This window comes from Priestia sp. SRI_019, from assembly GCF_057586255.1.
In genome coordinates, this window is sequence record NZ_JBYCZN010000004.1 from 240,142 (window position 1) to 264,439 (window position 24,298).

The following is a 24,298-nucleotide window of genomic DNA, read 5'->3' on the forward strand; positions in this document are numbered from 1 at the left end:
AAACAGAGTTTATTGATAAAGATAGTGATGAAATAGTAACTATTTCACTGTGTACTTTATCAACACACATGATGAAATTATAACAAGGGTTGTATGCTTTTGCAACCACATGTTTTATAACTTATCGTTTATTTGCTAGAAGCGTTTTTTTCTCTTCCGTTAACATCGAAAAGAACTCTTCATTTGTCTTTGTTTGACGTAAACGTTTTAAGAATTTTTCTGCAAAATCAGGAGCATCTGCCATTGATTTACGAATTGCCCATAAGTGGTCTAAATGCTCTTTTGGAATTAACAGCTCTTCTTTACGTGTGCCTGAGCGACGAATGTCAATCGCAGGGAAGATACGTTTTTCAGCTAGTGAACGATCTAGATGCAGTTCCATGTTACCTGTACCTTTAAATTCTTCATAAATAACATCATCCATACGAGAGCCTGTATCAATTAAGGCTGTTGCTAGAATGGTTAAGCTGCCTCCATCTTCAATGTTACGAGCAGCTCCAAAGAATCGTTTTGGACGGTGAAAAGCAGCCGGGTCAATACCCCCTGATAGTGTACGACCGCTCGGTGGAATAACTAAGTTATAAGCACGAGCAAGTCTTGTGATGCTATCCATCAAAATGACAACATCTTTCTTATGTTCGACTAATCTCATCGCACGTTCAAGGACAAGTTCCGCTACTTTAATGTGGTTTTCTGGCACTTCGTCAAATGTAGAACTGACAACATCACCGTCAACCGAACGCTCAATGTCCGTCACTTCCTCAGGACGCTCATCAATAAGAAGGACAATCAATTCTGCATCAGGATGATTCGTTGTAATGCTATTGGCAATTTCTTTTAACAGCATCGTTTTACCTGCTTTTGGCGGCGCGACAATTAGTCCCCTTTGCCCGAATCCAATTGGTGAAATCAAGTCAATAATACGCGTAGAGAAACTTCTTGGCTGAGTTTCTAGCAGCATTTGCTCATTTGGGTAAATCGGCGTTAGCGCTGGAAAATGCACGCGATCTTTTGACGTTTCCGGATCTTCTCCGTTTACTGCTTCTACATGTAATAATCCGTAGTAGCGCTCATTTTCTTTTGGAGGACGAACTTTTCCCGATACCTTGTCTCCATTACGCAGATCGAAGCGACGAATTTGTGAAGCTGAGATATAAATATCTTCTGAACTCGGTGAATAGTTAATTGGTCGTAAGAAACCGAATCCTTCTGACTGAATAATTTCAAGAACGCCTTCCATAAATAAAAGCCCATCTTGTTCAGCTTGAGCCTTTAAAATAGCAAAGACAAGTTCTTTTTTCGTTAATTTACTATAGTACGAAACTTTATACTCACGAGCATGTTCATATAGCTCTTTTAATTTCATATTTTCTAAACTGGATAATGTTAAGTTCATTAGGACACCACGCTTTATAATGAATAATTTTTAACCGTTCCTCCCATATTAAATTCAAATATAAAATTGAGAGATGATATGGATGGAATAAATCTGTGAAAATGGAGAATATAACCTTTGAAGTATAATAAGTAGAATCAATTGATTAACTATACACTTTTAGAAGAATAATTCCGACATAAAACCATTTATATTATCTTGATAAATTTAACGTAGCAATTTATATTCTAACCTTTTTCTATCTTTTTAATCAATCTTTTTTTACTTTAGAAGATGAATAAAAAAAAGGAAATTTAATAGCTTACGAGAAGCGAGGAAAACCTTTTCATAATTTCACATTAAAGGAAATAAACTGGACGTTAAAATAAGAAAGGAAATTTATCTTTTAGCTTCCCTTTTTATCTATTTACCCTATTCATAAATATATAAGCTACACAGACATAGAAGAACGCTCCTACGCCTGTGTAGCTTATTAAAAAGCTCATTTCTAAACTTTGCTTTCATGACTGTGGCACCGATTTGCCTTTATGAATTTTGAAATTGCTCAATTTCCTCTTGAGTCATCTCTTCACGCCAAATCATTGCCCCTAAATCCGATAGCTTGTCTACTAAATGACTGTAACCACGGTCAATGTGCTCTAAACCCGTTACCTCTGTAATCCCTTTGGCCATTAAGCCAGCGGTTACGAGAGCTGCTCCTGCTCGTAAGTCAGACGCTTTCACACGCGCACCTTGTAAGTGAATAGGGCCATTAATAATAGCAGAACGTCCTTCTACCTTAACAGATGCATTCATTCGTCTCAGCTCATCAATATGCTTAAACCTTGCACCGTAAATTGTATCCGTCACAACGCTTGTACCAGACGCTCTTGTTAGAAGCGTCGTAAATGGCTGCTGTAAATCAGTTGGGAAACCTGGATATACTAGCGTCTTAATATCTACAGGCTTCAATAGCTGACGAGTCGCTACAAGAATCTGATCTGAGCTTGTTTCGATATGAATACCCATCTCACGCATTTTAGCCGTTAATGACTCCAAGTGCTGAGGGATAACGTTGTCAACAACAACTTCTTTTCCCATACTCGCTCCCATGATCATATACGTGCCTGCTTCAATTCGGTCTGGAATGATGGAATGACGGCATCCTTTTAATTGATCTACTCCATCAATTCGAATAACATCCGTACCTGCACCTTTAATACGGGCACCCATACTTGTCAGTAACGTAGCTACATCAATAATTTCAGGCTCTTTAGCAGCATTCTCAATAACGGTACGCCCTTTTGCTCTTACAGCAGCAAGCATAATATTGATTGTTGCTCCTACGCTAACAACGTCTAAATAAATTCGAGCACCAATCAATTCCTCAGCTCGAATGTAAATAGCTCCTTGCTCATTTGTTACTTTCGCGCCAAGAGCTTCAAAGCCTTTAATGTGCTGATCGATTGGTCTAGGACCAAGGTAACAGCCTCCTGGAAGCCCAACTACCGCTTTTTTAAAGCGTCCCAACATCGCCCCCATTAAATAATAAGAAGCGCGTAATTTTTTTACTTTTCCGTTCGGTAAAGGCATTGCAACCATTCCGGATGGATCTACTGTTAATTCGTCGTTATCAATGGTTACTTTCCCACCAATTTCTTCAACTAAATCCCCTAATAACTGCACGTCTGAAATATCGGGCAGACCTTCAATTGTAACAGGTGACTCGGCTAAAATTGTTGCTGGAATAAGCGCAACGGCACTATTTTTAGCACCACTGACGCGGACGGATCCACTTAAGGTAAAGCCACCTTGTATTTTTAACTTTTCCATTTATAGCTCCCTTCTAGTGAAAGAAAGTTTCTCACCTAGTAATTGAGGAAAATTTTGGTACAAAGAATACCTAAAAGAATGGTTATTTTTCCTATTACCTACTAGTGTACACGAAAATGAAAAAATCATGTATAGTTTCGACAAGATAAAAGAAAAATATGGCATTCACCTGTCAGGATGGTAAACGCCACACAAATTTATACATGTTTAGACATTTCGTTTTTCCCAATCTGCCAAAAATTGGTCAATTCCTGCGTTTGTTAACGGATGTTTGAACAATTGCATTAAAACTTTGTAAGGAATTGTCGCAATATGTGCTCCATTTTTTGCAGCTTCTGTTACGTGCATCGGATGACGAATAGATGCTGCAATAATTTCTGATGGAATGTCATGAATCGCAAAAATATCGGCGATATCTGAGATTAAATCGAGACCATTAAAACCAATATCGTCTAATCTTCCTAAGAAAGGCGATACGTAAGTAGCACCTGCTCTTGCTGCCATTAACGCTTGGTTAGCTGAGAAAATAAGCGTAACGTTTGTCTTAATACCTAAACTAGTAAATTCTTTTACTGCTTTTAAGCCATCTGGAGTCATCGGTACCTTGATTGTAATATTCGGCGCAATCGCGGCAAGCTCTTTTCCTTCGCGAATCATGCCTTCTGCATCAAGCGCAATCACTTCTGCACTTACAGACCCTTCAACAAATTCTGTAATTTCACGAAGACGATCTTCAAACGTGATGTTCTCTTTAGCTACTAAACTAGGATTTGTTGTAACCCCCGCTAACAAACCTAATGAATGCGCTTCCTTAATTTCGTCTAAGTTAGCCGTATCAATAAAAAACTTCATGAATGCCATCCCCCTGTGTTATGTATTCAGAATGATAAGAAAATTATAGTAAAAATAAAACCGCCTTACAATAAAAATAAGACGGTTTTATTTTTCAGACTCAACTAATTGCAAACAGGCAATCCGAAGATTTCAAATTATGCTTTGTTAGAAGAACCGAATTCACGCATTTTACCTTGAACCGTTTCTTTGATTGCTTCGCGAGCAGGTCCTAAGTATTTACGTGGATCATATTGTTCAGGTTGCGCAGCTAATACTTCACGAACAGCTTTAGCTGAAGCAATTTGGTTTTCAGTGTTTACGTTGATTTTAGCAGTACCTAAAGAAACTGATTTTTGGATATCTTTTGTTGGAATACCAGTTCCACCGTGTAAAACTAATGGTAAACCTGTACGATCTCCGATTTCTTTCATTTCAGCAAAACCTAGGTTTGGTTCACCTTTGTATGGTCCGTGAACTGATCCTAATGCTGGAGCTAAGCAATCGATACCTGTACGGTTAACAAGTTCTTCACACTCGTTAGCATCTGCATAGATAACGCCCTCAGCAATAACGTCGTCTTCTTGTCCACCAACAGTTCCTAGTTCTGCTTCTACAGATACTCCGTGGAAGTGAGCTAGTTCAACTACTTTAGAAGTAATTGCAATGTTTTCTTCAAATGGGTGGTGAGAAGCATCGATCATTACAGAAGTGAATCCAGCATGGATTGCTTTTGCACATGATTCAAAGCTTGAACCGTGGTCTAAGTGAATTGCAACTGGTACTTGAACGTCGTAATCTTCGATTAGAGCTTCAACCATTGCTACAACAGTTTTGAAACCGCCCATGTAGCGTGCTGCACCTTCAGATACACCAAGAATAACTGGAGAGTTTTCTTCTTTTGCTGCTTGAAGAATAGCTTGAGTAAACTCTAAGTTATTTAAGTTAAATTGACCTACTGCATAGCCTTGTTCTTTTGCTGTAATAAGCATTTCTTTCATTGATACTAAAGGCATATTGAAATCCTCCTTAAAATCAACCTTAGATTAGATGCTAACCAAAAGGCACACTCAAATAGTATGCTCTTGAATTGAGTGTTTCATGTAGAAACAACGCGCATCTTTACATAATAGATTGTCGAATTATGAATACAGTAATTAGGATACCAACTAACAATGAAAACAGCAACATTTTTAGGCTGATATTCAAAATTTGTTAGGATGAAAACCCTACCAAAACCTTAATTCGACTTTACTGGTATATATTCCCTAACAACTTTTCGGATTTCATCAATATCAAACGGTTTTGCAAAGTGTGTTAATGCTCCTAAATCTTTTGCTTCTTGAATCATATCCAATTCACCATAAGCGGTCATAATGATGACTTTAATCGTTTCATCGTGCTGCTTTAACCTTTTTAAAATTTCAATTCCATCCATTCCTGGAATTTTCATATCTAATAAGACAAGATCCGGTGCTTGCTCTTTTGTAATATCAATCGCCTGGAAGCCGTTCGCCGCTTGAAATGTTGTATAGCCTTCTTTTTGCAGCACTTCCGTTAATAAAATACGTATACCATACTGATCATCAACAATTAAAATTTTCTCTGCCAATATAATCCCACCTTTTATATTCCTCTTCTACAGACAAAACTAACATATGTATTTCGCCTTTAAAACAAAAATCCCTGCTAATTAGAGAAATTGTTACAAAACATAGCTTTTTTTGTCATCTATCCAACTTCATTGCACTTTACTTTCATTGTAGCTCATTTCAAGATAGAATACAGATAGCTTTTTTCGTTATAATGTGTAGATAGACGGCTTTAGCCGCTTAAATCGAAGGGAGATTCTATGCTTAAAATTTTCACAACTCAACTTTCAGGTTTTTTTAAACGAATTGAAGAACAAGAAGAATTCCAATTTGAAGATGCCGCGCGTATTTTAGCACAAGCCTCTGTCGGAGAAGGATTTATTTATATTTATGGCGTAGAAGAAATGCACGCCATTACGCTTGAAGCACTAAGCAGTGCAGAACCTTTAAGTCAGGCAAAAGCTTTGCCTTTACATGAATTAGATCAGCTGACTAGCGTTGATCGCGTACTGCTTGTCTCTCGATTTTCAACAGATAATAAAGCAGTGGAAATAGCTGAAAGTTTAAAGAAACACGATATTCCATTTGTTAGCATTGCTGCTGTTCCTAAAAAGATAACCGAGCCTTCTTTAACAGCACTCGCAGATGCGCATATTGATACAAAATTGTTAAAGCCGCTTATTCCTGGAGAAGACGGCTCAAGATTTGGTTTTCCAGCAATGATGGTCGCTTTATACGCGTACTACGGTTTAACTTTCACATTAAAAGAAATCGTAGAAGAATATGAATAAAAAACACGCTGTCTAAAGACAGCGTGTTTTTTATTTCACTTATTTGTTTTGACTTGATTCCATTGATGCGCGAATAAATTCTTTGAACAATGGTTGCGGTCTAGTTGGACGAGAAGTAAACTCTGGGTGGAATTGTGAAGCCAAGAACCATGGGTGGTCTTTTAGCTCTACAATTTCAATTAAACGGCCGTCTGGGCTTGTACCAGAGAAGATAAAGCCTTTCTCTTCCATTTGTTGACGGTATTCGTTATTGAATTCATAACGGTGACGATGACGCTCATATACCACTTCATCTTGATATGCTTTATATGCAAGCGTATCTTCAGACAATTTACAAGGGTATAGTCCTAAGCGCAGTGTACCACCTAGGTCTTCTACGTCTTTTTGTTCTGGTAATAAGTCGATAATTGGATAGTTTGTTTCAGGTGCAATTTCTGCTGAATGTGCGCCTTCTAAGCCTAATACATTACGCGCAAACTCAACTGATGCCAGCTGCATACCTAAACAAATACCTAAGAATGGGACTTTTTGCTCACGTGCATATTGTGTTGCTACAATTTTACCTTCAATTCCACGATCACCAAATCCACCTGGAACTAAGATACCGTCTACATCACCAAGTAAATCTTGAACATTTTCTTTTGTTACAAATTCCGAGTTTACCCACTTGATGTTTACATCTGCATCGAATGCATATCCAGCATGTTTCATTGCTTCTACGACAGAAATATAAGCATCTTGAAGCTCTACATACTTACCAACCAATGCAATTTTTGTTGTATTTGAAAGTCCTTTTACTTTCTCAACCAGTGCTTTCCACTCAGTCATTTCTGCTTCTTGGCAATCTAATTTCAAGTGATCGCATGTGATTTGATCTAGGTGCTGCTCTTGTAGAGATAGTGGAATTTCATATAATGTTTCAGCGTCTGCACACTCAATAACCGCTTTTGGATCAATGTCGCAGAATAAAGCTAGCTTGTCTTTCATATCTTCAGAAATTGGCATTTCTGTACGAACAACGATAACATTTGGCTGAATGCCTAAGCTACGTAATTCTTTTACACTATGCTGTGTTGGTTTTGTTTTCATTTCACCAGCAGCTTTTAAATATGGCACAAGTGTACAGTGGATGTACATAACATTGTCACGGCCAATATCACTTTTGATTTGACGAATAGCCTCTAGGAAAGGAAGTGATTCAATATCTCCTACCGTTCCGCCGATTTCAGTAATAACAACGTCCGCATTTGTTTCTTTACCTGCACGGAAAACGCGTTCTTTAATTTCATTTGTGATGTGCGGAATAACCTGAACTGTTCCGCCTAAATAATCACCGCGACGCTCTTTTTTCAATACTGTTGAATATACTTTACCTGTTGTTACGTTGCTGTAGCGATTTAAGTTGATATCGATAAAACGCTCATAGTGACCTAAGTCTAAGTCTGTTTCCGCGCCATCATCCGTTACGAATACCTCACCGTGTTGGTATGGACTCATTGTTCCTGGGTCTACGTTAATGTATGGATCAAACTTTTGAATCGTTACGTTCAACCCACGGTTTTTTAATAAACGGCCTAAAGAAGCTGCTGTAATCCCTTTTCCTAGAGATGATACAACACCGCCTGTTACGAAAATATACTTTGTCATCTATACTTCCCCCTCTAAATAATTTGAACTGTACAATATTAAAAGTTTTCACATAAACAATCACAATTCATTCATTGTGCATGCGAAATTATAAGAAACCTTATGAATGTGAAACGTTCAAGAACCAAAAGAAAGTTTCTATCAAGGATTTATAAGAACATATCGGGGTGTAAAACATGGATAGATAAAATAAAAAAATTGCTCCCAATACCAAAACTGGATTGGGAGCAATAGTCTATTTTAAATAAAAACTTTTTAAATGCTTGTTTAAAGAGCCCAAAAAAGATTCTACCTACTTCGCTTGAAAAAGTCAAGAAGGATTATTTTTCTTTGTCGTCCTCATAATCTTCTTCTTCCTCTTCATCATCATCGTCTAGATCATCTTCTAAATCGTCAAAATCGTCTTCTGCAAGATCATCTTCATCTTCTTCTAGCTCGTCAATGTCTTCAAAATCTTCTTCCTCTAGATCATCAACGTCTTCATAATCCAAATCTTCTTCTAAATCATCAAAATCTTCAACTTCTTCAACAACAGCTTTTTTCGCTTTTTTCTTTTTAGGTTTTGCAACCGGAATAACTTCTTCTTCAGCTTGGTCAAAAGGATACCATCCACGAAGACCCCAATGGTTGTCCCCTACTGTTAAAAAGCGACCATCAATATTAATATCTGTATAAAACTGAGCTAATCTCGTTTTTAATTCTTGATCTGACATTTCAGCTGCTGCTTTAATTTCAGCAATAATTTCTTGGAATGACATTGCTTGACGATCTGTTTTTTCTTCTAGAAGCGCATAAGCAATCTCAATCATCGACATTTCTTTTAAATCCGTTTTTGAGTACTGTGCTAAACTCAAATCTGGCACATCCTTTCTATGGCTATGTATATCGAAAATCTATTAAATCAATTCATCATATGTGTAAATGATGGAAACGAATAAATACATACCATTCATTATAAACAAATTCAATACATTTATGCTAGCCTCGTTTCTAAAATTCTCGAGAATTTCGCATAAAACAACGAAAAAATAGACATTTTATCACTATAATACATTCTACTTAATAAGCCAACAGCATCCTTTAATCAAAAGGAATTCACCATCAGTTATTCTGACTCAGCTAGGGTTAAGTCTATAAAAGCCGAGATGACCCACAAACAGTCATCTCGGCTTTTAATATATCACTATATACTAACGATACATTATTACATATTTCGGCGATATTGCCCACCGCATTCATATAAAGCTCGCGTAATTTCTCCTAAGCTGGCTACTTTAACGGTCTCCATTAACTCTTTGAAAATGTTCTCTCCTTCTGTTGCAGCTTTCTTTAACCTTTTCAGCGCATCTTCTCTTTTTTCTTCATGCTGCTGCTGAAACTTCTGAAGCTGATTAATTTGATGATTTTTTTCTTCTTTTGATGCGCGGGCTAACTGCATGTCATCACCTGAGGAATTTTCCTCTTCATTTGGATTAATATACGTATTTACTCCTATAATAGGTAAATCTCCCGTATGTTTTTGCATCTCATATTCCATCGATTCATCTTGAATCTTACCTCGCTGATACTGCATTTCCATCGCACCTAAAACGCCGCCTCGATCATTTAAGCGTTGGAACTCAGCCAGTACCGCCTCTTCTACCAAGTCTGTTAGTTCATCAATAATAAAAGAACCCTGTAGCGGATTTTCATTTTTAGTTAATCCATGCTCTTTTGTAATGATTAATTGAATGGCCATCGCTCTTCGTACAGATTCCTCTGTCGGTGTTGTAATTGCTTCATCATACGCATTGGTATGAAGGGAGTTGCAGTTGTCATGAAGGGCCATTAAGGCTTGCAGCGTGGTACGTATATCATTAAAATTAATTTCCTGTGCATGAAGCGATCGGCCGGATGTTTGAATATGATACTTAAGCTTTTGACTGCGTTCATTCGCGCCGTATTTATCACGCATCACAATTGCCCAGATTCTTCTCGCTACACGTCCAATAACCGTGTATTCAGGGTCAAGTCCATTACTAAAGAAAAATGATAAATTAGGAGCAAAATCATCAATGTGCATGCCTCGACTCAAGTAATATTCCACGTACGTAAAGCCGTTGGCCAATGTAAAAGCTAGCTGAGAAATCGGGTTAGCCCCTGCTTCAGCTATATGATAGCCTGAAATAGAAACAGAATAATAGTTGCGCACTTTCTCGTCAATAAAGTACTGCTGAATATCTCCCATCATTTTTAATGCAAATTCCGTGGAAAAAATACACGTATTTTGCCCTTGGTCTTCTTTTAAAATATCCGCTTGAACAGTTCCTCTCACTTGTTGCAACGTACCCGATTTTACGTCCTCGTATTCCTCTTCTGTTAAAGGACGCTTCAGCTCCTCTTCCTTCTTTTCCACCTGCTGACTGATAGCGGTATTCATAAACATAGCTAGTAATATTGGAGCTGGCCCATTGATCGTCATCGAAACGGAAGTCGACGGATGGCAAAGATCAAATCCTTTATACAGGAGTTTCATATCATCAAGCGTACAGACATTTACGCCGCTTTCGCCAATTTTCCCGAAGATATCCGGCCTTGGATCTGGATTTTCTCCATAAAGCGTTACAGAATCAAACGCTGTACTTAAACGTTTAGCCTCATCATCTTTTGACAAATAGTGAAAGCGGCGATTTGTTCGTTCTGGTGTTCCTTCGCCTGCGAATTGACGCTTAGGATCTTCACCTTTTCGTTTGAACGGAAAAACACCTGCTGTATAAGGAAACGCTCCTGGCACATTTTCTTTATAAAGAAAACGAAGAACTTCCCCGTATTCTTTAACTTTTGGAAGGGCCACGCGCGGAATACGCAGTCCTGATAGGGTATCAACTTGCAGAGAGGTTTTAATTTCTTTATTTCTTATCTTTGTAATAAGTTCTTCTTGCCCATACTGACTTTTTAATTTCGGCCAGTTTTCCAGCTTTTCAATTGATTCAGCCGTTAGCTGTTTTTGATATTTCTCCTTTAGGTGAGTGAGCTCTTGCTTGGCTGTTTCTGTTTCCACTTCCTCCAGAGCACCCTCTAGCTGATAAAATTTACGCGCTGTTTGCACTTGAACATCCGAATTGCGGTGATAAGAGTGAACGCTGTTTACAATCTCCTGTAAATATTGCTGTTGGTCATTAGGAATGATGGTATATTTCTTTTCACTTACGCGCTCTGATGATTTTTCTACGTGCCAAGACGTACGGCATGTTTGATGCAGATGATTTACAAGATCTTCGAATAAAATATTTGTTCCCCCGTCGTTGAACTGACTCGCAATTGTTCCGTAAATTGGCATGGTAGAGAGATTATTTTCAAACAGCTGATGATTACGCTGATATTGACGCTGCACTTGTTTTTTTGCGTCTTCGGAACCTTTTTTTTCAAATTTATTGATTACAATAAAGTCTGCGTAATCAATCATTTCAATCTTTTCTAACTGCGACGGCGCGCCAAATTCGCTTGTCATTACATAAAGAGAGACGTTTGCAATATCTTTGACTTGAGCATCAGCTTGCCCGATGCCGCTTGTTTCGACGATGATAATGTCGAAACCCGCTTTTTTCACGACGGCAATTCCATCTCGAATGGCCGCCGATAGCTCATGTCCAGATGAACGTGTGGCCAAACTTCTCATATACACACGAGGAGACGCTGCGATGTTCATGCGAATTCGATCCCCAAGAAGCGCTCCTCCGGTTTTTTGTTTAGTTGGATCGACGGATAAAACAGCTACATGAATATCTGGAATATGTTCAATAAACCTTCTTACTAATTCATCCGTAAGCGAACTTTTCCCCGCTCCTCCTGTTCCTGTGATTCCAATAACCGGTATTTTTTGATCCGTCTCGCTTTCGATTACACTTTCTCGGATTTCTTCAAGAGCAGCTGCGTGCTCTTTTGTGTATTCATAGGCTTCATTTTCAGCGCATGTAATAAGCTGGGCAATTAAACGGTCATTAGCTGGCGTTAAGGTTCGATCCTTCGGCAGTGCAGGTGGATTTGTGTAATAACAATCATCAATCATGAATTGAATCATGCCTTCTAACCCCATTTTTCGTCCATCTTCCGGAGAAAAGATTTTAGAAATGCCGTAATCATGAAGCTCTTGAATCTCACTTGGAATAATTACCCCTCCTCCTCCGCCATAAATTTTAATATGAGAAGCCTGTTGTTCGTGGAGTAAATCGTACATATACTTAAAATATTCTACATGGCCGCCTTGATAAGAAGAAATGGCAATCCCCTGAACATCCTCTTGTATGGAAGCGTTAACAATTTCTTCGACAGATCGGTTATGCCCCAGGTGAATGACTTCTACCCCCTTGGCTTGAAGAATTCGTCTCATAATATTAATGGACGCGTCGTGGCCGTCAAACAGGCTAGAAGCGGTTAAAAAACGAAGCGGTCTTTTGCTTGTATTCAAACTGTCTCCCCCTCACACAGTTGTTGAAATGAAAAATTTTTAAGTAAAAAATCTAACTGCATATTTGTATATTCTTCTAATGAATAATGCTTTTGCAGCCACCATCTGCGAAATGCCCACATCTGACCTTGAACAAATAAATGATGAGCAAACAGCGAAATTTCTTTATCCGTAAGTGCAAATTGATTGTTTTCTACGCAGCCTTCGATAATAACCTTAAACATCTCAACCATATCCAGCTCTTTTTTTAATACATATGGAAGCGCATCTTTAGACAGTGATTTCGCTTCTTGGTACATGACTAATACTTCATCTTGAAGCTCATCCACAACTTTAAAATAGTGCTGAATCGCTTGTTGAAGCTCAGCGATTGTATAACGGTCCACCACCATCTCTTCTAATCGCTCTCTCACTTCATCGTAAATATTGTCACATACAAGATATAAAACATCTTCTTTAGAGTGAATATATTCGTAAAGTGTACCGATACTGAACCCAGCGGCTTTGGCAATTTCCCTTGTTGTTGTTCGGTGAAAACCTTTTTCCTTAAATAGCGTGACGGCCCCTTTAATCATTTGATTACGACGCTCTACAATCAGCTTTTCATCTTTAATGGATGTGAGAACTTCTCTCTTTTTCATTTTTTCACCTCTCCTACAACAAGTGTTTTATTTAGCAAGATACCTAGAAATGACGAGACGCTGAATTTCTTGTGTGCCTTCATAAATTTGCGTGATTTTTGCATCTCTCATAAAACGTTCTACTGGATAATCTTTTGTATAACCGTACCCTCCAAATACTTGAACAGCTTCTGTCGTTACTTTCATTGCTGTATCCCCGGCATATAATTTTGACATGGCTGATTCTTTGCCATATGGCAGCCCTTGGGACTCCAGCCAAGCAGCTTGATAGGTTAACAGTCTTGCAGCTTCTATACTCGTGGCCATGTCAGCTAACTTAAACGCAATTCCTTGCTGAGAAATAATTGGCTTACCAAATTGCTGACGTTCCTTGGCATAAGCTACAGCCGCATCTAACGCCCCTTGAGCAATTCCTACAGCCTGCGCTGCAATGCCATTTCGGCCGCCATCTAGTGTCATCATCGCAACTTTAAATCCTTCTCCTTCATTTCCCAGCAAATTTTCTTTTGGAACACGGCAGTCCTCGAAAATAATTTCTGTGGTAGGTGAAGAGCGAATGCCCAGTTTCTTTTCTTTTTTACCAACTGAAAATCCAGGCATATCTTTTTCAATAATAAAAGCGCTCGTGCGTTTTTCATTGGGGTCGATGCGAGCAAATACGACGTAAATATCCGCTTCGCCGCCGTTTGTAATGAAGATTTTAGAACCATTTAAAATATAATCTTCTCCGTCTTTTACAGCGAGCGTTCTCATTCCTCCTGCGTCTGATCCAGCGCTCGGTTCGGTTAACCCATAAGCACCTATTTTCTCACCCGTTGCCATAGGTTTCAGGTATTTTTGTTTTTGTTCTTCTGTTCCGAATGTATAGATTGGCCAGCCGGCAAGAGAAGTATGAGCCGACAAAGTAACGCCTGTTGATGCACATACTCTAGACAGTTCTTCAACGGCAATGCAATAAGCTAGATAGTCACTGCCAATTCCTCCGTATTGCTCCGGCCATGGAATACCTGTTAATCCTAGATCAGCCATTTGCGTAAAGATTCCTCTGTCAAAACGCTCTTCTTCATCTCGTTGTGCAGCTGTCGGAGCCACTTCGTTTTTGGCAAAGTCCCGCACCATTTTTCGAATCATTTCGTGTTCTTCTGAAAGTTTAAAAAACATGATTATTCCCCCTATAATTGACTGCTAATGACGATGCGCTGAATTTCGCTTGTACCTTCGTAGATTTCGCATACTTTGGCATCGCGAAAATACCTCTCTACTGGATAATCTTTCATATAACCATAGCCTCCCAAAACTTGAACCGCATCGATTGCTACATTCATGGCCGTTTGGGAAGCAAATAATTTCGCCATTGAGGCTTCTTTTTTACAAGGAAGTTTTTGATCATATAAAAAAGCGGCTTTATACATTAAAAGCTTCGCTGATTCAACAGCCGTTTCCATATCAGCCAGCTTAAAGGCAATACCCTGCTGAGATAAAATCGGTTTTCCGAATTGATATCGTTCATTGGCATAGTTTTTAGCTGCCGTTAACGCACCCTCAGCAATTCCTACCGCCTGAGCAGCAATACCAATTCTTCCGGCATTTAAATTAGCCATCGCAATTCGAAAGCCTTCACCTTCTTCTCCGAGACGATTTTCTACAGGCACCTGGATATTTTCAAAGTGAAGTTGAACCGTTCGAGAACCGTGAAGGCCCATCTTATGTTCATCTTTTCCTACTGAAAATCCCTCCATCGTCTTTTCAACGATAAAAGCGCTCATCCCTCTCGACCCGCGTTCGGGATTCGTTTTAGCAAATACAATATACGTATCTGCTTCGCCACCGTTTGTAATGAAAAGCTTTGAGCCATTTAAAAGATAGTGGTCTCCTTTTCGTTCTGCCTTTGTTTTTAAGCTTGCAGCATCAGACCCTGCACTAGGTTCTGTTAAACAAAAAGCACCTAAATATTCACCTGTCGCCAGTTTTTTTACATACTTTTGTTTTTGATCTTCCGTCCCAAATACGACAATAGGATTCGTACCTACAGAAGTATGAACAGAGAGAATGACGCCGAGGGCTGGACTTACTTTTGATATTTCGTGGATGGCAATCATGTACGACACAAAGTCCAGTCCGCCCCCTCCGTAAATTTGAGGAACGGGAATGCCCATCAGGCCAAGATCAGCCATCTGCTTTAATAAACCTCGAGGAAATTCACCCTTTTCCATGTTTGGCACAGCCGCAGCGACTTCTTTTTCACTAAAATCAGCTACCATCTTTTTAATCATGTGTTGTTCAGACGTAAAAAAGATCATTTCGCCACTCCTTTATGTTTCGTACGTAAAAAACCCTTTTCCTGTTTTTCGACCAAGCCACCCTGCCTTTACATATTTCCTAAGCAATGGACAAGGACGATATTTGTCATCACCAAACCCTTTATGAAGCGTTTCCATAATAAACAAACATGTATCGAGGCCGATGAAATCTGCTAATGTCAAAGGTCCCATTGGATGGTTCATTCCTAGTTTCATGACTTGATCAATATCCTCTTCGTTTGCTACACCTTCATAGAGCGTAAACACAGCTTCGTTAATCATTGGCATTAAAATTCGATTTGAAACAAAACCGGGAAAATCATGAACTTCCACCGGGGTTTTATTTAACTTTTTCGTTGTTTCATAGACTGCTTGATACACTTCATCGGTAGTAGCCAGCCCTCTAATAATTTCAACGAGCTTCATCACCGGAACAGGATTCATAAAGTGCATGCCAATTACTTTTTCAGGTCGAGTGGTCACAGCTGCAATTTCAGTAATAGGAAGCGAAGACGTGTTGGTTGCTAAAATAGTATGACTCGGGGCTAACGAATCCAACTCCGCAAAAATGGCTTGTTTGACTTCCATTTTTTCCACAACCGCTTCGACGATTAAATCTGCTTTTTGTGCTGCCGTTATTTCATTTGCCAGCTGAATGCGCTCCATAATCCCTTCATGTTCCTTAGCTGAGAGAGAACCTTTTCCCACCTGCTTTTTCAGACGTTTATCAATACCTTCTATTCCTTTTTGTATATTTTTTTGATCAACGTCATACAAAGAAACTTGGTATCCGCTCGCAGCAAATACTTGCGCAATTCCTGCTCCCATCTGACCTGCTCCAATAACCATAACTGTTTCAATATTCAAGTTGGTATCCCCCTTTTACACTTCTACCATAATGGCATCACCTTGGCCGCCGCCGCTGCAAATAGAAGCAATGCCTAGTCCGCCGCCTCGTCGTCTTAATTCATGAATGAGCGTTACAACAATACGGGCGCCGCTTGCTCCAATCGGATGTCCAAGTGCTACAGCCCCGCCGTTCACATTTACTTTTTCAGCCGGAAGCCCTGCAATTTCCATACTCATCAACGCTACTGCTGAAAAAGCTTCATTGATTTCAAACAGCGCAATATCGTCTGCTGTCTTATTTGTTTTTTGCAATAGCTTGTTAATAGCAAACCCAGGCGTTTTCGGAAATTCCCTTGGCTGCATCGCAAGAGAAGTATGGTTTACAATCGTAGCCAACGGCTCATAGCCATTTGCTTTTGCCACATCTTCATCCATTAGCATGATCGCAGCTGCTCCATCATTCACGCTAGGTGCATTTCCTGCTGTAATGGTTCCGCTGTGACCAAATACAGGCCGAAGAGAAGAAAGTTTTTCTAACGACGTGTCTTTTCTTGGTCCTTCATCTTTTTGAACCGTTATCGTTCCTTTTTTAGACGGAATATCAACTGAAATTCTTTCTGCGGTCCATCTCCCTTTCTCTTCTGACTCTACCGCTAATTGATGACTGCGAAGGGCCCATTCATCCTGCTTTTCTCGGGAAATATCCATTTCAGAAGCTATTTCATTTCCATACGTACCCATTTGGACCCCTGTAAAGCTGCATGTCAAACCGTCATGAACCATCAAATCCGTCACAACGCTATCTCCCATACGGAACCCCCACCTTGCTTTTGGAAGAAGATACGGTGTGTTACTCATCGATTCCATTCCACCTGCAATGATTGTTTTTGCTTCTCCTAATCGAATCAGCTGATCAGCAGTTGTAATGCTGCGCATACCCGATGCACAGACTTTATTAATGGTTTCCGTCTCTACTTGCCACGGTAAACCTGCATAATGCATGGCTTGCCTAGAAGGCAGCTGTCCTTGGCCCCCTTGCAGCACGCATCCCATAATAACGGAATCAATTTCTGTACATCCCTTTGATGCTGCTTGAATCGCTTTCCCGCCTAGTTCTGCTGCTTTTAGTCCACTTACGCTGCCACCTAATTTTCCAAAAGGTGTTCGAACTGCACTCACAATAACTGTTTTCCCCACTGTTGTTTCCTCCTTTTTCTTCCTCTTTGTCCTCGCCGATTGAACGCTTGCTCAATTTCCTTTCTGTAAAAAGTAGAGATGAAGACCATCTCTACTTCTCCTTTATGAAACCTGTTCTTGCACGTCGCCATAAATTGACTTTTCAAGCAGTTCTGCTACGTCATACGTATGAACCTGTTCTTCTACTTCTTTTGCTTTTGTTCCGTCACTTAGCATCGTTAAGCAGTACGGGCAACCTGAACTGATAATGCTTGGGTTAACGGCTAAGGCCTGTTCGGTGCGCGCTACATTAATGCGCTGGCCGGTTGTTTCTTCCGTCCACATTAACCCTCCTCCTGCTCCACAGCACATACCATTTTCACGGTTGCGATCCATTTCAATCAAACGAACACCTGGAATCGCTTTCAAAATTTCTCTTGGTGGACTGTATACTTCGTTATATCTTCCTAAATAACAGGAATCATGGAAGGTGATTTTTTCATTAACCGCGTGTTTTGGTGACAGCTTACCTTCTTCCACCAACATAGCTAGTAATTCTGTGTGATGATACACTTCTCCTTCAAAACCGAAATCTCGATATTCATTTTTAAAAATATTGTAAGCATGTGGATCAATCGTAACAATTTTTTTGATTTCATTTTTTTCAAATTCAGCGATATTTTTAGAAGCTAACTCTTGGAATAAAAATTCATTGCCCAACCTGCGCGGCGTGTCACCAGAATTTTTTTCTTTATTTCCTAAAATCGCAAATGAAACACCCGCTTCATTGAGAAGCTTTGCAAACGATAGAGCGATTTTTTGGCTGCGGTTATCATAAGATCCCATCGAACCTACCCAGAACAAATACTCAAACGTTTCGCCGGCTTTACTTACTTCTTTAACAGTCGGAATGTAAACATCTTCTCTTATATGTCGCCATTCTTCACGCTCTTTTCGGTTTAATCCCCAAGGGTTTCCTTGACGCTCAATATTCGTCATGGCACGCTGAGCATCCGCGTCCATCTTTCCTTCAGTTAATACTAAAAAACGTCGTAAATCTATGATTTTATCTACGTGCTCGTTCATTACGGGACATTGATCTTCACAGTTTCGGCACGTTGTACATGCCCAAATTTCTTCTTCCGTAATGACATCTCCAATTAAAGCGGGATTATATTCCGCTGTTGCTGCGGCTTCTTCTCCGCCTTGGCTGGCCGCCATCATCGCCAGCTGATTTCCTTTTGTTTTGGAGAATGCATACGTAGGAACCCAAGGAGCCTTAGATGTCACAACCGCTCCTTTTTCTGTTAAGTGATCGCGCATCTTTAAAATTAAATCCATTGGAGATAAAATTTTCCCTGTACCCGTTGCTGGACACATATTCGTACATCGACCGCATTCCACACAGGCATATAAATCAATAAGCTGGTGCTGCGTGAATTCTTCAATCTTTCCAACCCCAAACGTCTCCTGCGTCTCGTCTTCAAAATCAATCTTTTCAAGCTTACCTGGCTTAGAAACACGGTTAAAAAATACATTGGCCGGTCCAGCCAGTAAATGAGCATGTTTTGATTGAGGAACATATACTAAAAACGTCAATAACACGGCTAAGTGAATCCACCATGAAACATAAAAAATGGAGATAGCGGCAACGTCATTGATTCCCTTAAACAAGATGGCAATCGATGACGCAATCGGTTCTGTCCATGACGGTTCATGATTATGCCAGATGATTGACATACCGTTTCCAACAAGCACTGACAGCATAAGTGCTCCAATAAAAATCAGTACTAAACCAGATTTAAACCCTCTTTTTAAACGCACAAGCTTTTCGACGTAGCGGCGGTGAAAAGCCCAGACCACTGCTACTAAAATCAAAAGCGTCACAATTTCTTGAAAAAATGTAAAGCCGGGATATAAAGGTCCAAGCGGCAAATGTTTACCTGGAAGCAAACCTTTTATAATGAAGTCTAACGCGCCGAACTGAACTAAAATAAACCCATAAAAAAACATGACGTGCATAATTCCACTTTTTTTATCTTTTAACAGCTTCTTTTGTCCAAACACGTTCACCCAAATTTTTTGCAGTCTTTCTTTTAACCGCTGATCAAATTCTACTTTTTTCCCTAATTGAATATACTCAATGCGTGTGCGAATCAAATATACAAACAAAGAAACAGCGTAAGCGGTTACAATAATAAAAAAGAGAAAATTCACCCACAGCAATACTGTCATCTCGTCCCCTCCTTGAATAATTTGTTACCTTTCTTTCCTCCTGACGACTAAATTTTCTGATAATATATCTGCTTTCATTGTATATAATGAATGAGCATTCAGTCAATATCTTTTCGTTCTTTTGTTCATATTCTATTTAAACAAGGTGACACTAAGAACAACATAAAATGTATTGACATCGAGAAAAGAGGTGACATGATGAGCGGCATGGTTGTAATTTTACTTTTTATTATTTTTATTGCTTGGCTTGCAATTGACCTTGGCGTTGGAAAGAAAGTATTTTCTCAGGCTGAAAATACATTTCCAAAGCGCCGTGCTTCTCTTTTTTTGTTCGCAGACGGGAATGTCTTGTATAAAGATTTATTTCATGAAATAGAAAATGCCTCTTCATTTATCCATTTATCGTTTTACATCGTACAAAATGATGAAATTAGCCAAGATTTTTTAGATTTACTAGTCCAAAAAGCACAGCAAAATATTGAAGTCCGGTTATTGGTAGACCGTGTGGGAAGCTATAAAATCAAGAAAAACAAAATTGCATTCTTAAAGAAACAAGGCGTTCATTTTGCTTACAGTCGAACGCTACGGTGGCCTTATTTGTTTTATACACTCAACGCACGCAATCACCGTAAAATGGCCGTTATTGATGGGAAAGTTGGCTACATTGGCGGTTTTAATATCGGAAGAGAATATTTAGGACTCGACGCCAAGCTTGGGGTGTGGAAAGATTACCACCTGCGTATGGAAGGTGAAGGTATCCAAGATCTTCAAATACAGCTGTTGAGCGACTGGTATGCTGCTACCGGCTTAGACCTGCGTAAAGTGGAAAGGTACTTTCCACCAGCCTCTGAAGGAGACTATGTTATTCAGCTAAAGTCGACTGAAGGTTTTTCACTTGAAGAAAGCTTTTTATCGATTATCAACCAAGCCAATAGGGAACTGTACATAGGTACTCCTTATTTTATTCCAAGTGAACCTTTGATGAATGCTTTACTGCAAGCTCGCGCAAGGGGAGTAAAAGTTCATATTTTAATTCCAATGCGTGCAGATCAACCGCTTGTTCATCATGCTGCATTTGCCTATCTTCCTACATTACTTCAAGCAGGCTGTATGATTTATCAATATTATTACGGTTTTTACCACGCAAAAGTATTAATTGCAGACAATGTTATCTGCGATGTAGGAACGGCTAATTTTGATAAAAGAAGCTTGTTCTTAAACGCTGAAATCAACTGTTTAATCTACGATGCCACATACATTGAAGAGGTAAAGAACAGCTTTAAAGCTTGTATGGGGGAATGCCCCATTTTGTCTTTAGAAGATGTCAAAAACCGAAAATGGAGTGAAAAACTAAAGCAAGGATTTGCAACCTTTATTTCTCCGTTGCTTTAATGAACGAAAAGAGGAAAATTTACAATGAAAATTAGATTTGGCTATGTATCACATGCCCTGTCGCTTTGGGACTGCTCACCTGCGAAAACCCTCACGTTTACCAGATGGGAAAAAATGAAAAAAAATGAGAGGCTGGATAAGCTTCATTACGTCACAAAACAAAATTTAAATCATACTAAGCGCGCTTTACATTTTAATATTGCCCATGAAATTATGCTGTATCGATTATCATCTTCTCTTGTCCCTTTAGCTACTCATCCTGAAGTAGATTGGAATTACATTGATGCGTTCCAAGACGATTGGTCAGAGATAGGAGAATTGATTCGGAATCATCAGCTGCGCGTGAGTTTTCATCCCAATCAGTTCACATTATTTACAAGCGACAAAAAACATATTACAGAAAATGCGGTAAAAGATATGAATTATCACTATAGAATGCTTGAAGCGATGGGAGTGGCCGATCAAGCTCTTATTAATATTCACGTAGGTGGAGCCTATGGCAATAAAGAAAAAGCGATCGGTCGATTTCATGAAAATATTCAAACGCTGCCACCTGTCATTAAAAAGCGCATGACTCTTGAAAATGATGATAAAACATACACAACTGAAGAAACATTAGCTGTATGCGAAAAAGAGAAAGTCCCTCTTCTCTTTGATTATCACCACCACAAAGCAAATGAAGGAGAAGAACCTCTTGCATTATTGCTCCCTCGTATCTTTGACACATGGAAACATATCGGGTTAAAACCAAAAGTACATATCTCTTCTCCTAAATCTGAAAAAGAATTTAGAAGTCACTCTGATTATGTCTCAACTGATTTTATCGCACCTTTTTTGCAAATGGCTAAAGATATTGGACAAGATTTTGACGTAATGATAGAAGCAAAGTTAAAAGATAAAGCGCTGCTAAAATTAGTGGAAGATTTAGCATCAATGAGAGGAGTAAAGCGTACAGGAGGTGCCACGCTTGTTTTTTAAATAAAAAAGAGCCAAGAGGCTCTTTTTTTTTGTTACATTTTTTCAGGTGCTGAAACACCAATTAGTTTTAAGGAGTTTTGAAGCGTTACTTGAACAGCTTTCACTAGTTCAATACGCGCTTTACTTGTTTCTACATTATCGCTGTCTAATACTTTTTCTGCATTATAGAAGCTATGGAACGTAGAAGCAAGATCAAATACATAGTTTGTAATGCGGTGCGGAATACGTTTTGTTGCTGCTTCCGCTACGGCCTGAGGGAACTCTCCGATTTTCTTCAGCAGTTCCATTTCTTTTTCTGCACTAATTAATGAAAGGTCAGCGCCAGATGTTGATTGAATCCCCATCTCTTCACCTTGACGAAGAATACTGCAAATACGGGCATGAGCATATTGCGCGTAGTATACAGGATTTTCATTAGATTGAGAAACAGCTAAATCTAAATCAAAGTCTAAATGTGTATCCGCACTTCTCATCGCAAAGAAGTAGCGAGTTGCATCAAGGCCTACCTCTTCTACTAGATCACGCATTGTTACTGCTTTACCTGTACGTTTGCTCATCTTCATTTTTTCACCATTTTGATACAGTTGAACCATTTGAATGATTTCTACTTCAAGCGTATCTTTTTCATAACCAAGCGCTTGAATCGCCGCTTTCATACGAGGAATATAGCCATGGTGGTCGGCTCCCCAAATGTTAATTAGCTTATCAAATCCGCGTTGAATTTTGTCTTGGTGATACGCAATATCTGGTGTTAAGTACGTAAATGAACCATCATTTTTAATTAACACACGGTCTTTATCATCACCAAATGTCGTAGAACGGAACCACGTAGCACCTTCTTCTTCATATACATGGCCTTGTTTTTTCAGCGTTTCAAGTGCGACTGAGATTTTATCATTTTTATAAAGAGACGTTTCAGAATACCATACGTCAAATTTCACACGGAACTGTTCAAGATCACGCTTTAATTTAGCTAACTCGTAATCTAACCCGTATTGACGGAAGAATTCAAAACGCTCTTCTTCAGAGGCATTTACATACTTGTCTCCGTGCTCTTTTGCTAGCTCTTTTCCGATGTTTATAATGTCAGCACCATGATAGCCGTCTGCAGGCATTTCTTTCTCTAAACCAAGAGCCTGCATGTAGCGTGCTTCTACTGAGTAAGCCAGGTTATTAATTTGGTTACCAGCATCATTGATATAGTATTCACGTGACACATCGTAACCTGCTTTTTCAAGAACATTACATAATGAATCTCCAACTGCAGCACCGCGGGCATGTCCTAAATGTAAATCCCCTGTCGGATTAGCTGAAACAAACTCAACCTGTACTTTTTGTCCGTTCCCTACGTTTGTTTGACCATACGCTTCACCAGCTTTTACAATCGTTGGAATAAGCTCTGTTAAATAAGAGTTATTCATATAAAAGTTGATGAATCCAGGGCCTGCAATGTCAATTTTCTCGATAGATGCTTTTGATTTATCGAAGTTTGCTACAAGCTCTTCAGCGATAACACGCGGGGCTTTTTTGGCAATACGAGCTAGCTGCATAGCCATATTGGTAGAATAATCACCATGTGTTTTATCTTTTGGGGTTTCTAATAGAACTTCTGGAAGTTCTGCTTTTTCAGCAAGTCCTGCTTTGACCACAGCATCTTGAATTTCAGCTTTTAATTTTTGCTGCACTTGTTCGACGATGTTCATTTTTTCTCCTCCTTGAATGTAATGGTTAACGCATATTTCCCGGTAGGCTGACCCTGTACTTCTAGATCATACGTTAAAAATAATCGACCCTTTTGAGTCATTTGTTTATATTCAATGTTATGAGCGAATGTTAGTAAATCCATACGTCCATAAGGGCTTATATAAGTTCCTTCGATCTGTACCTTTTTACGAAACGATTGCTTCATTTGAACAGCACCGGTTCGATTAATTGATACTTCATCTTCGCTAATTTTCACCACTGTTCTAATATCTCCGATTTCCTCTTGGCGCTCTGTGTATGTAAGATAAATTTTCGATCCTTTTTCATAATACATACCTTTTGCATTTACCGATGTTGTCTCTTTTCGGTGACCATCGCGGATATCCGTCACAATTTTAACTTCAATGGGTTTCTTGACTTCTGAAGCGTTACTCACAAAAGACACTTCCTTATTAAAATGAATACGTTATAACTTAAATAGTATAAACATTCTAAAGAAAGAATTCA

The 24,298-nt window shown here is 39.2% G+C and carries 19 protein-coding genes; 3 read left to right on the plus strand and 16 right to left on the minus strand.

Translation table 11 applies throughout. The annotated features are described in order from the left end of the window. Positions 1–121 precede the first annotated feature (121 nt). The 5 genes from rho to AC2YJL_RS22160 all read right to left on the minus strand — a co-directional run bounded on the left by rho (position 122) and on the right by AC2YJL_RS22160 (position 5,654). Positions 122–1,396, minus strand: a complete 1,275-nt coding sequence (gene rho / locus AC2YJL_RS22140) for a transcription termination factor Rho (RefSeq protein WP_013059823.1) — start codon at positions 1,394–1,396, stop codon at positions 122–124. Positions 1,397–1,921: 525 nt separating this feature from the next. Beyond that, the gene (gene murA, locus AC2YJL_RS22145) at positions 1,922–3,208 is read right to left on the minus strand and encodes a UDP-N-acetylglucosamine 1-carboxyvinyltransferase (RefSeq protein WP_013059824.1); all 1,287 of its coding nucleotides are present in this window, start codon (positions 3,206–3,208) and stop codon (positions 1,922–1,924) included. A gap of 207 nt (positions 3,209–3,415) precedes the next feature. After that, positions 3,416–4,060 (minus strand): fructose-6-phosphate aldolase, encoded by a 645-nt coding sequence (fsa, locus tag AC2YJL_RS22150; protein ID WP_013059825.1) that lies wholly within the window; start codon positions 4,058–4,060, stop codon positions 3,416–3,418. A 137-nt stretch (positions 4,061–4,197) separates the two neighbouring features. Next, complete coding sequence (locus AC2YJL_RS22155) at positions 4,198–5,055, minus strand: class II fructose-bisphosphate aldolase (RefSeq protein WP_013059826.1); 858 nt, start codon at positions 5,053–5,055, stop codon at positions 4,198–4,200. 224 nt (positions 5,056–5,279) lie between these two features. After that, the gene (locus AC2YJL_RS22160) at positions 5,280–5,654 is read right to left on the minus strand and encodes a response regulator (protein WP_087944205.1); all 375 of its coding nucleotides are present in this window, start codon (positions 5,652–5,654) and stop codon (positions 5,280–5,282) included. Positions 5,655–5,891: 237 nt separating this feature from the next. Here AC2YJL_RS22160 and AC2YJL_RS22165 point away from each other — a divergent pair, with 237 nt between their 5' ends. Continuing rightward, entirely contained in the window at positions 5,892–6,422 is a 531-nt protein-coding gene (locus AC2YJL_RS22165) for a DUF2529 family protein (RefSeq protein WP_230933809.1), read from the plus strand. Positions 6,423–6,461: 39 nt separating this feature from the next. Here the strand turns inward: AC2YJL_RS22165 and pyrG are convergent, their stop codons facing one another. The 9 genes from pyrG to AC2YJL_RS22210 form a co-directional block, all read right to left on the minus strand. Next, the gene (pyrG, locus tag AC2YJL_RS22170) at positions 6,462–8,069 is read right to left on the minus strand and encodes a CTP synthase (RefSeq protein WP_195695676.1); all 1,608 of its coding nucleotides are present in this window, start codon (positions 8,067–8,069) and stop codon (positions 6,462–6,464) included. 320 nt (positions 8,070–8,389) lie between these two features. Next, complete coding sequence (gene rpoE, locus AC2YJL_RS22175; protein WP_195695675.1) at positions 8,390–8,923, minus strand: DNA-directed RNA polymerase subunit delta; 534 nt, start codon at positions 8,921–8,923, stop codon at positions 8,390–8,392. Between the two features lie 350 nt (positions 8,924–9,273). After that, a complete protein-coding gene (gene icmF / locus AC2YJL_RS22180; protein WP_230933810.1) occupies positions 9,274–12,516 on the minus strand; it encodes a fused isobutyryl-CoA mutase/GTPase IcmF in 3,243 nt (1,080 codons plus the stop codon). Beyond that, a complete protein-coding gene (locus AC2YJL_RS22185) occupies positions 12,513–13,157 on the minus strand; it encodes a TetR/AcrR family transcriptional regulator (protein ID WP_057240004.1) in 645 nt (214 codons plus the stop codon). The genes icmF and AC2YJL_RS22185 overlap by 4 nt, the downstream gene beginning before the upstream one ends. 27 nt (positions 13,158–13,184) lie before the next feature. After that, positions 13,185–14,318, minus strand: coding sequence for an acyl-CoA dehydrogenase (locus tag AC2YJL_RS22190; RefSeq protein WP_013059833.1), 1,134 nt, complete (start codon positions 14,316–14,318; stop codon positions 13,185–13,187). Positions 14,319–14,329: 11 nt separating this feature from the next. Next, positions 14,330–15,457 carry an acyl-CoA dehydrogenase gene (locus AC2YJL_RS22195; protein WP_251568942.1) on the minus strand — a complete coding sequence of 376 codons (1,128 nt, stop codon included), beginning with the start codon at positions 15,455–15,457 and terminating at the stop codon, positions 14,330–14,332. 12 nt (positions 15,458–15,469) lie between these two features. Continuing rightward, positions 15,470–16,324: a 3-hydroxybutyryl-CoA dehydrogenase gene (locus tag AC2YJL_RS22200; RefSeq protein ID WP_251568941.1), complete on the minus strand. Its 855-nt coding sequence runs from the start codon at positions 16,322–16,324 to the stop codon at positions 15,470–15,472. Between the two features lie 15 nt (positions 16,325–16,339). Continuing rightward, the gene (locus AC2YJL_RS22205) at positions 16,340–17,503 is read right to left on the minus strand and encodes an acetyl-CoA C-acetyltransferase (RefSeq protein ID WP_251568940.1); all 1,164 of its coding nucleotides are present in this window, start codon (positions 17,501–17,503) and stop codon (positions 16,340–16,342) included. Between the two features lie 102 nt (positions 17,504–17,605). Continuing rightward, positions 17,606–19,717, minus strand: a complete 2,112-nt coding sequence (locus AC2YJL_RS22210) for a (Fe-S)-binding protein (protein WP_230933815.1) — start codon at positions 19,715–19,717, stop codon at positions 17,606–17,608. Positions 19,718–19,912: 195 nt separating this feature from the next. Between AC2YJL_RS22210 and cls the strand changes: the two genes are divergently transcribed. Both cls and uvsE read left to right on the plus strand, forming a co-directional pair. Continuing rightward, positions 19,913–21,109, plus strand: coding sequence for a cardiolipin synthase (gene cls / locus AC2YJL_RS22215; RefSeq protein ID WP_244658413.1), 1,197 nt, complete (start codon positions 19,913–19,915; stop codon positions 21,107–21,109). A gap of 24 nt (positions 21,110–21,133) precedes the next feature. After that, positions 21,134–22,087 carry a UV DNA damage repair endonuclease UvsE gene (gene uvsE / locus AC2YJL_RS22220; RefSeq protein ID WP_251568939.1) on the plus strand — a complete coding sequence of 318 codons (954 nt, stop codon included), beginning with the start codon at positions 21,134–21,136 and terminating at the stop codon, positions 22,085–22,087. Between the two features lie 32 nt (positions 22,088–22,119). On the opposite strand, the gene argS is transcribed toward uvsE, so the two are convergent. Together argS and AC2YJL_RS22230 are read right to left on the minus strand one after the other, a co-directional pair. After that, the gene (gene argS / locus AC2YJL_RS22225) at positions 22,120–23,790 is read right to left on the minus strand and encodes an arginine--tRNA ligase (protein ID WP_014457737.1); all 1,671 of its coding nucleotides are present in this window, start codon (positions 23,788–23,790) and stop codon (positions 22,120–22,122) included. Next, positions 23,787–24,227 carry a YwiB family protein gene (locus AC2YJL_RS22230; protein WP_230933817.1) on the minus strand — a complete coding sequence of 147 codons (441 nt, stop codon included), beginning with the start codon at positions 24,225–24,227 and terminating at the stop codon, positions 23,787–23,789. The genes argS and AC2YJL_RS22230 overlap by 4 nt, the downstream gene beginning before the upstream one ends. Positions 24,228–24,298: the final 71 nt, after the last annotated feature.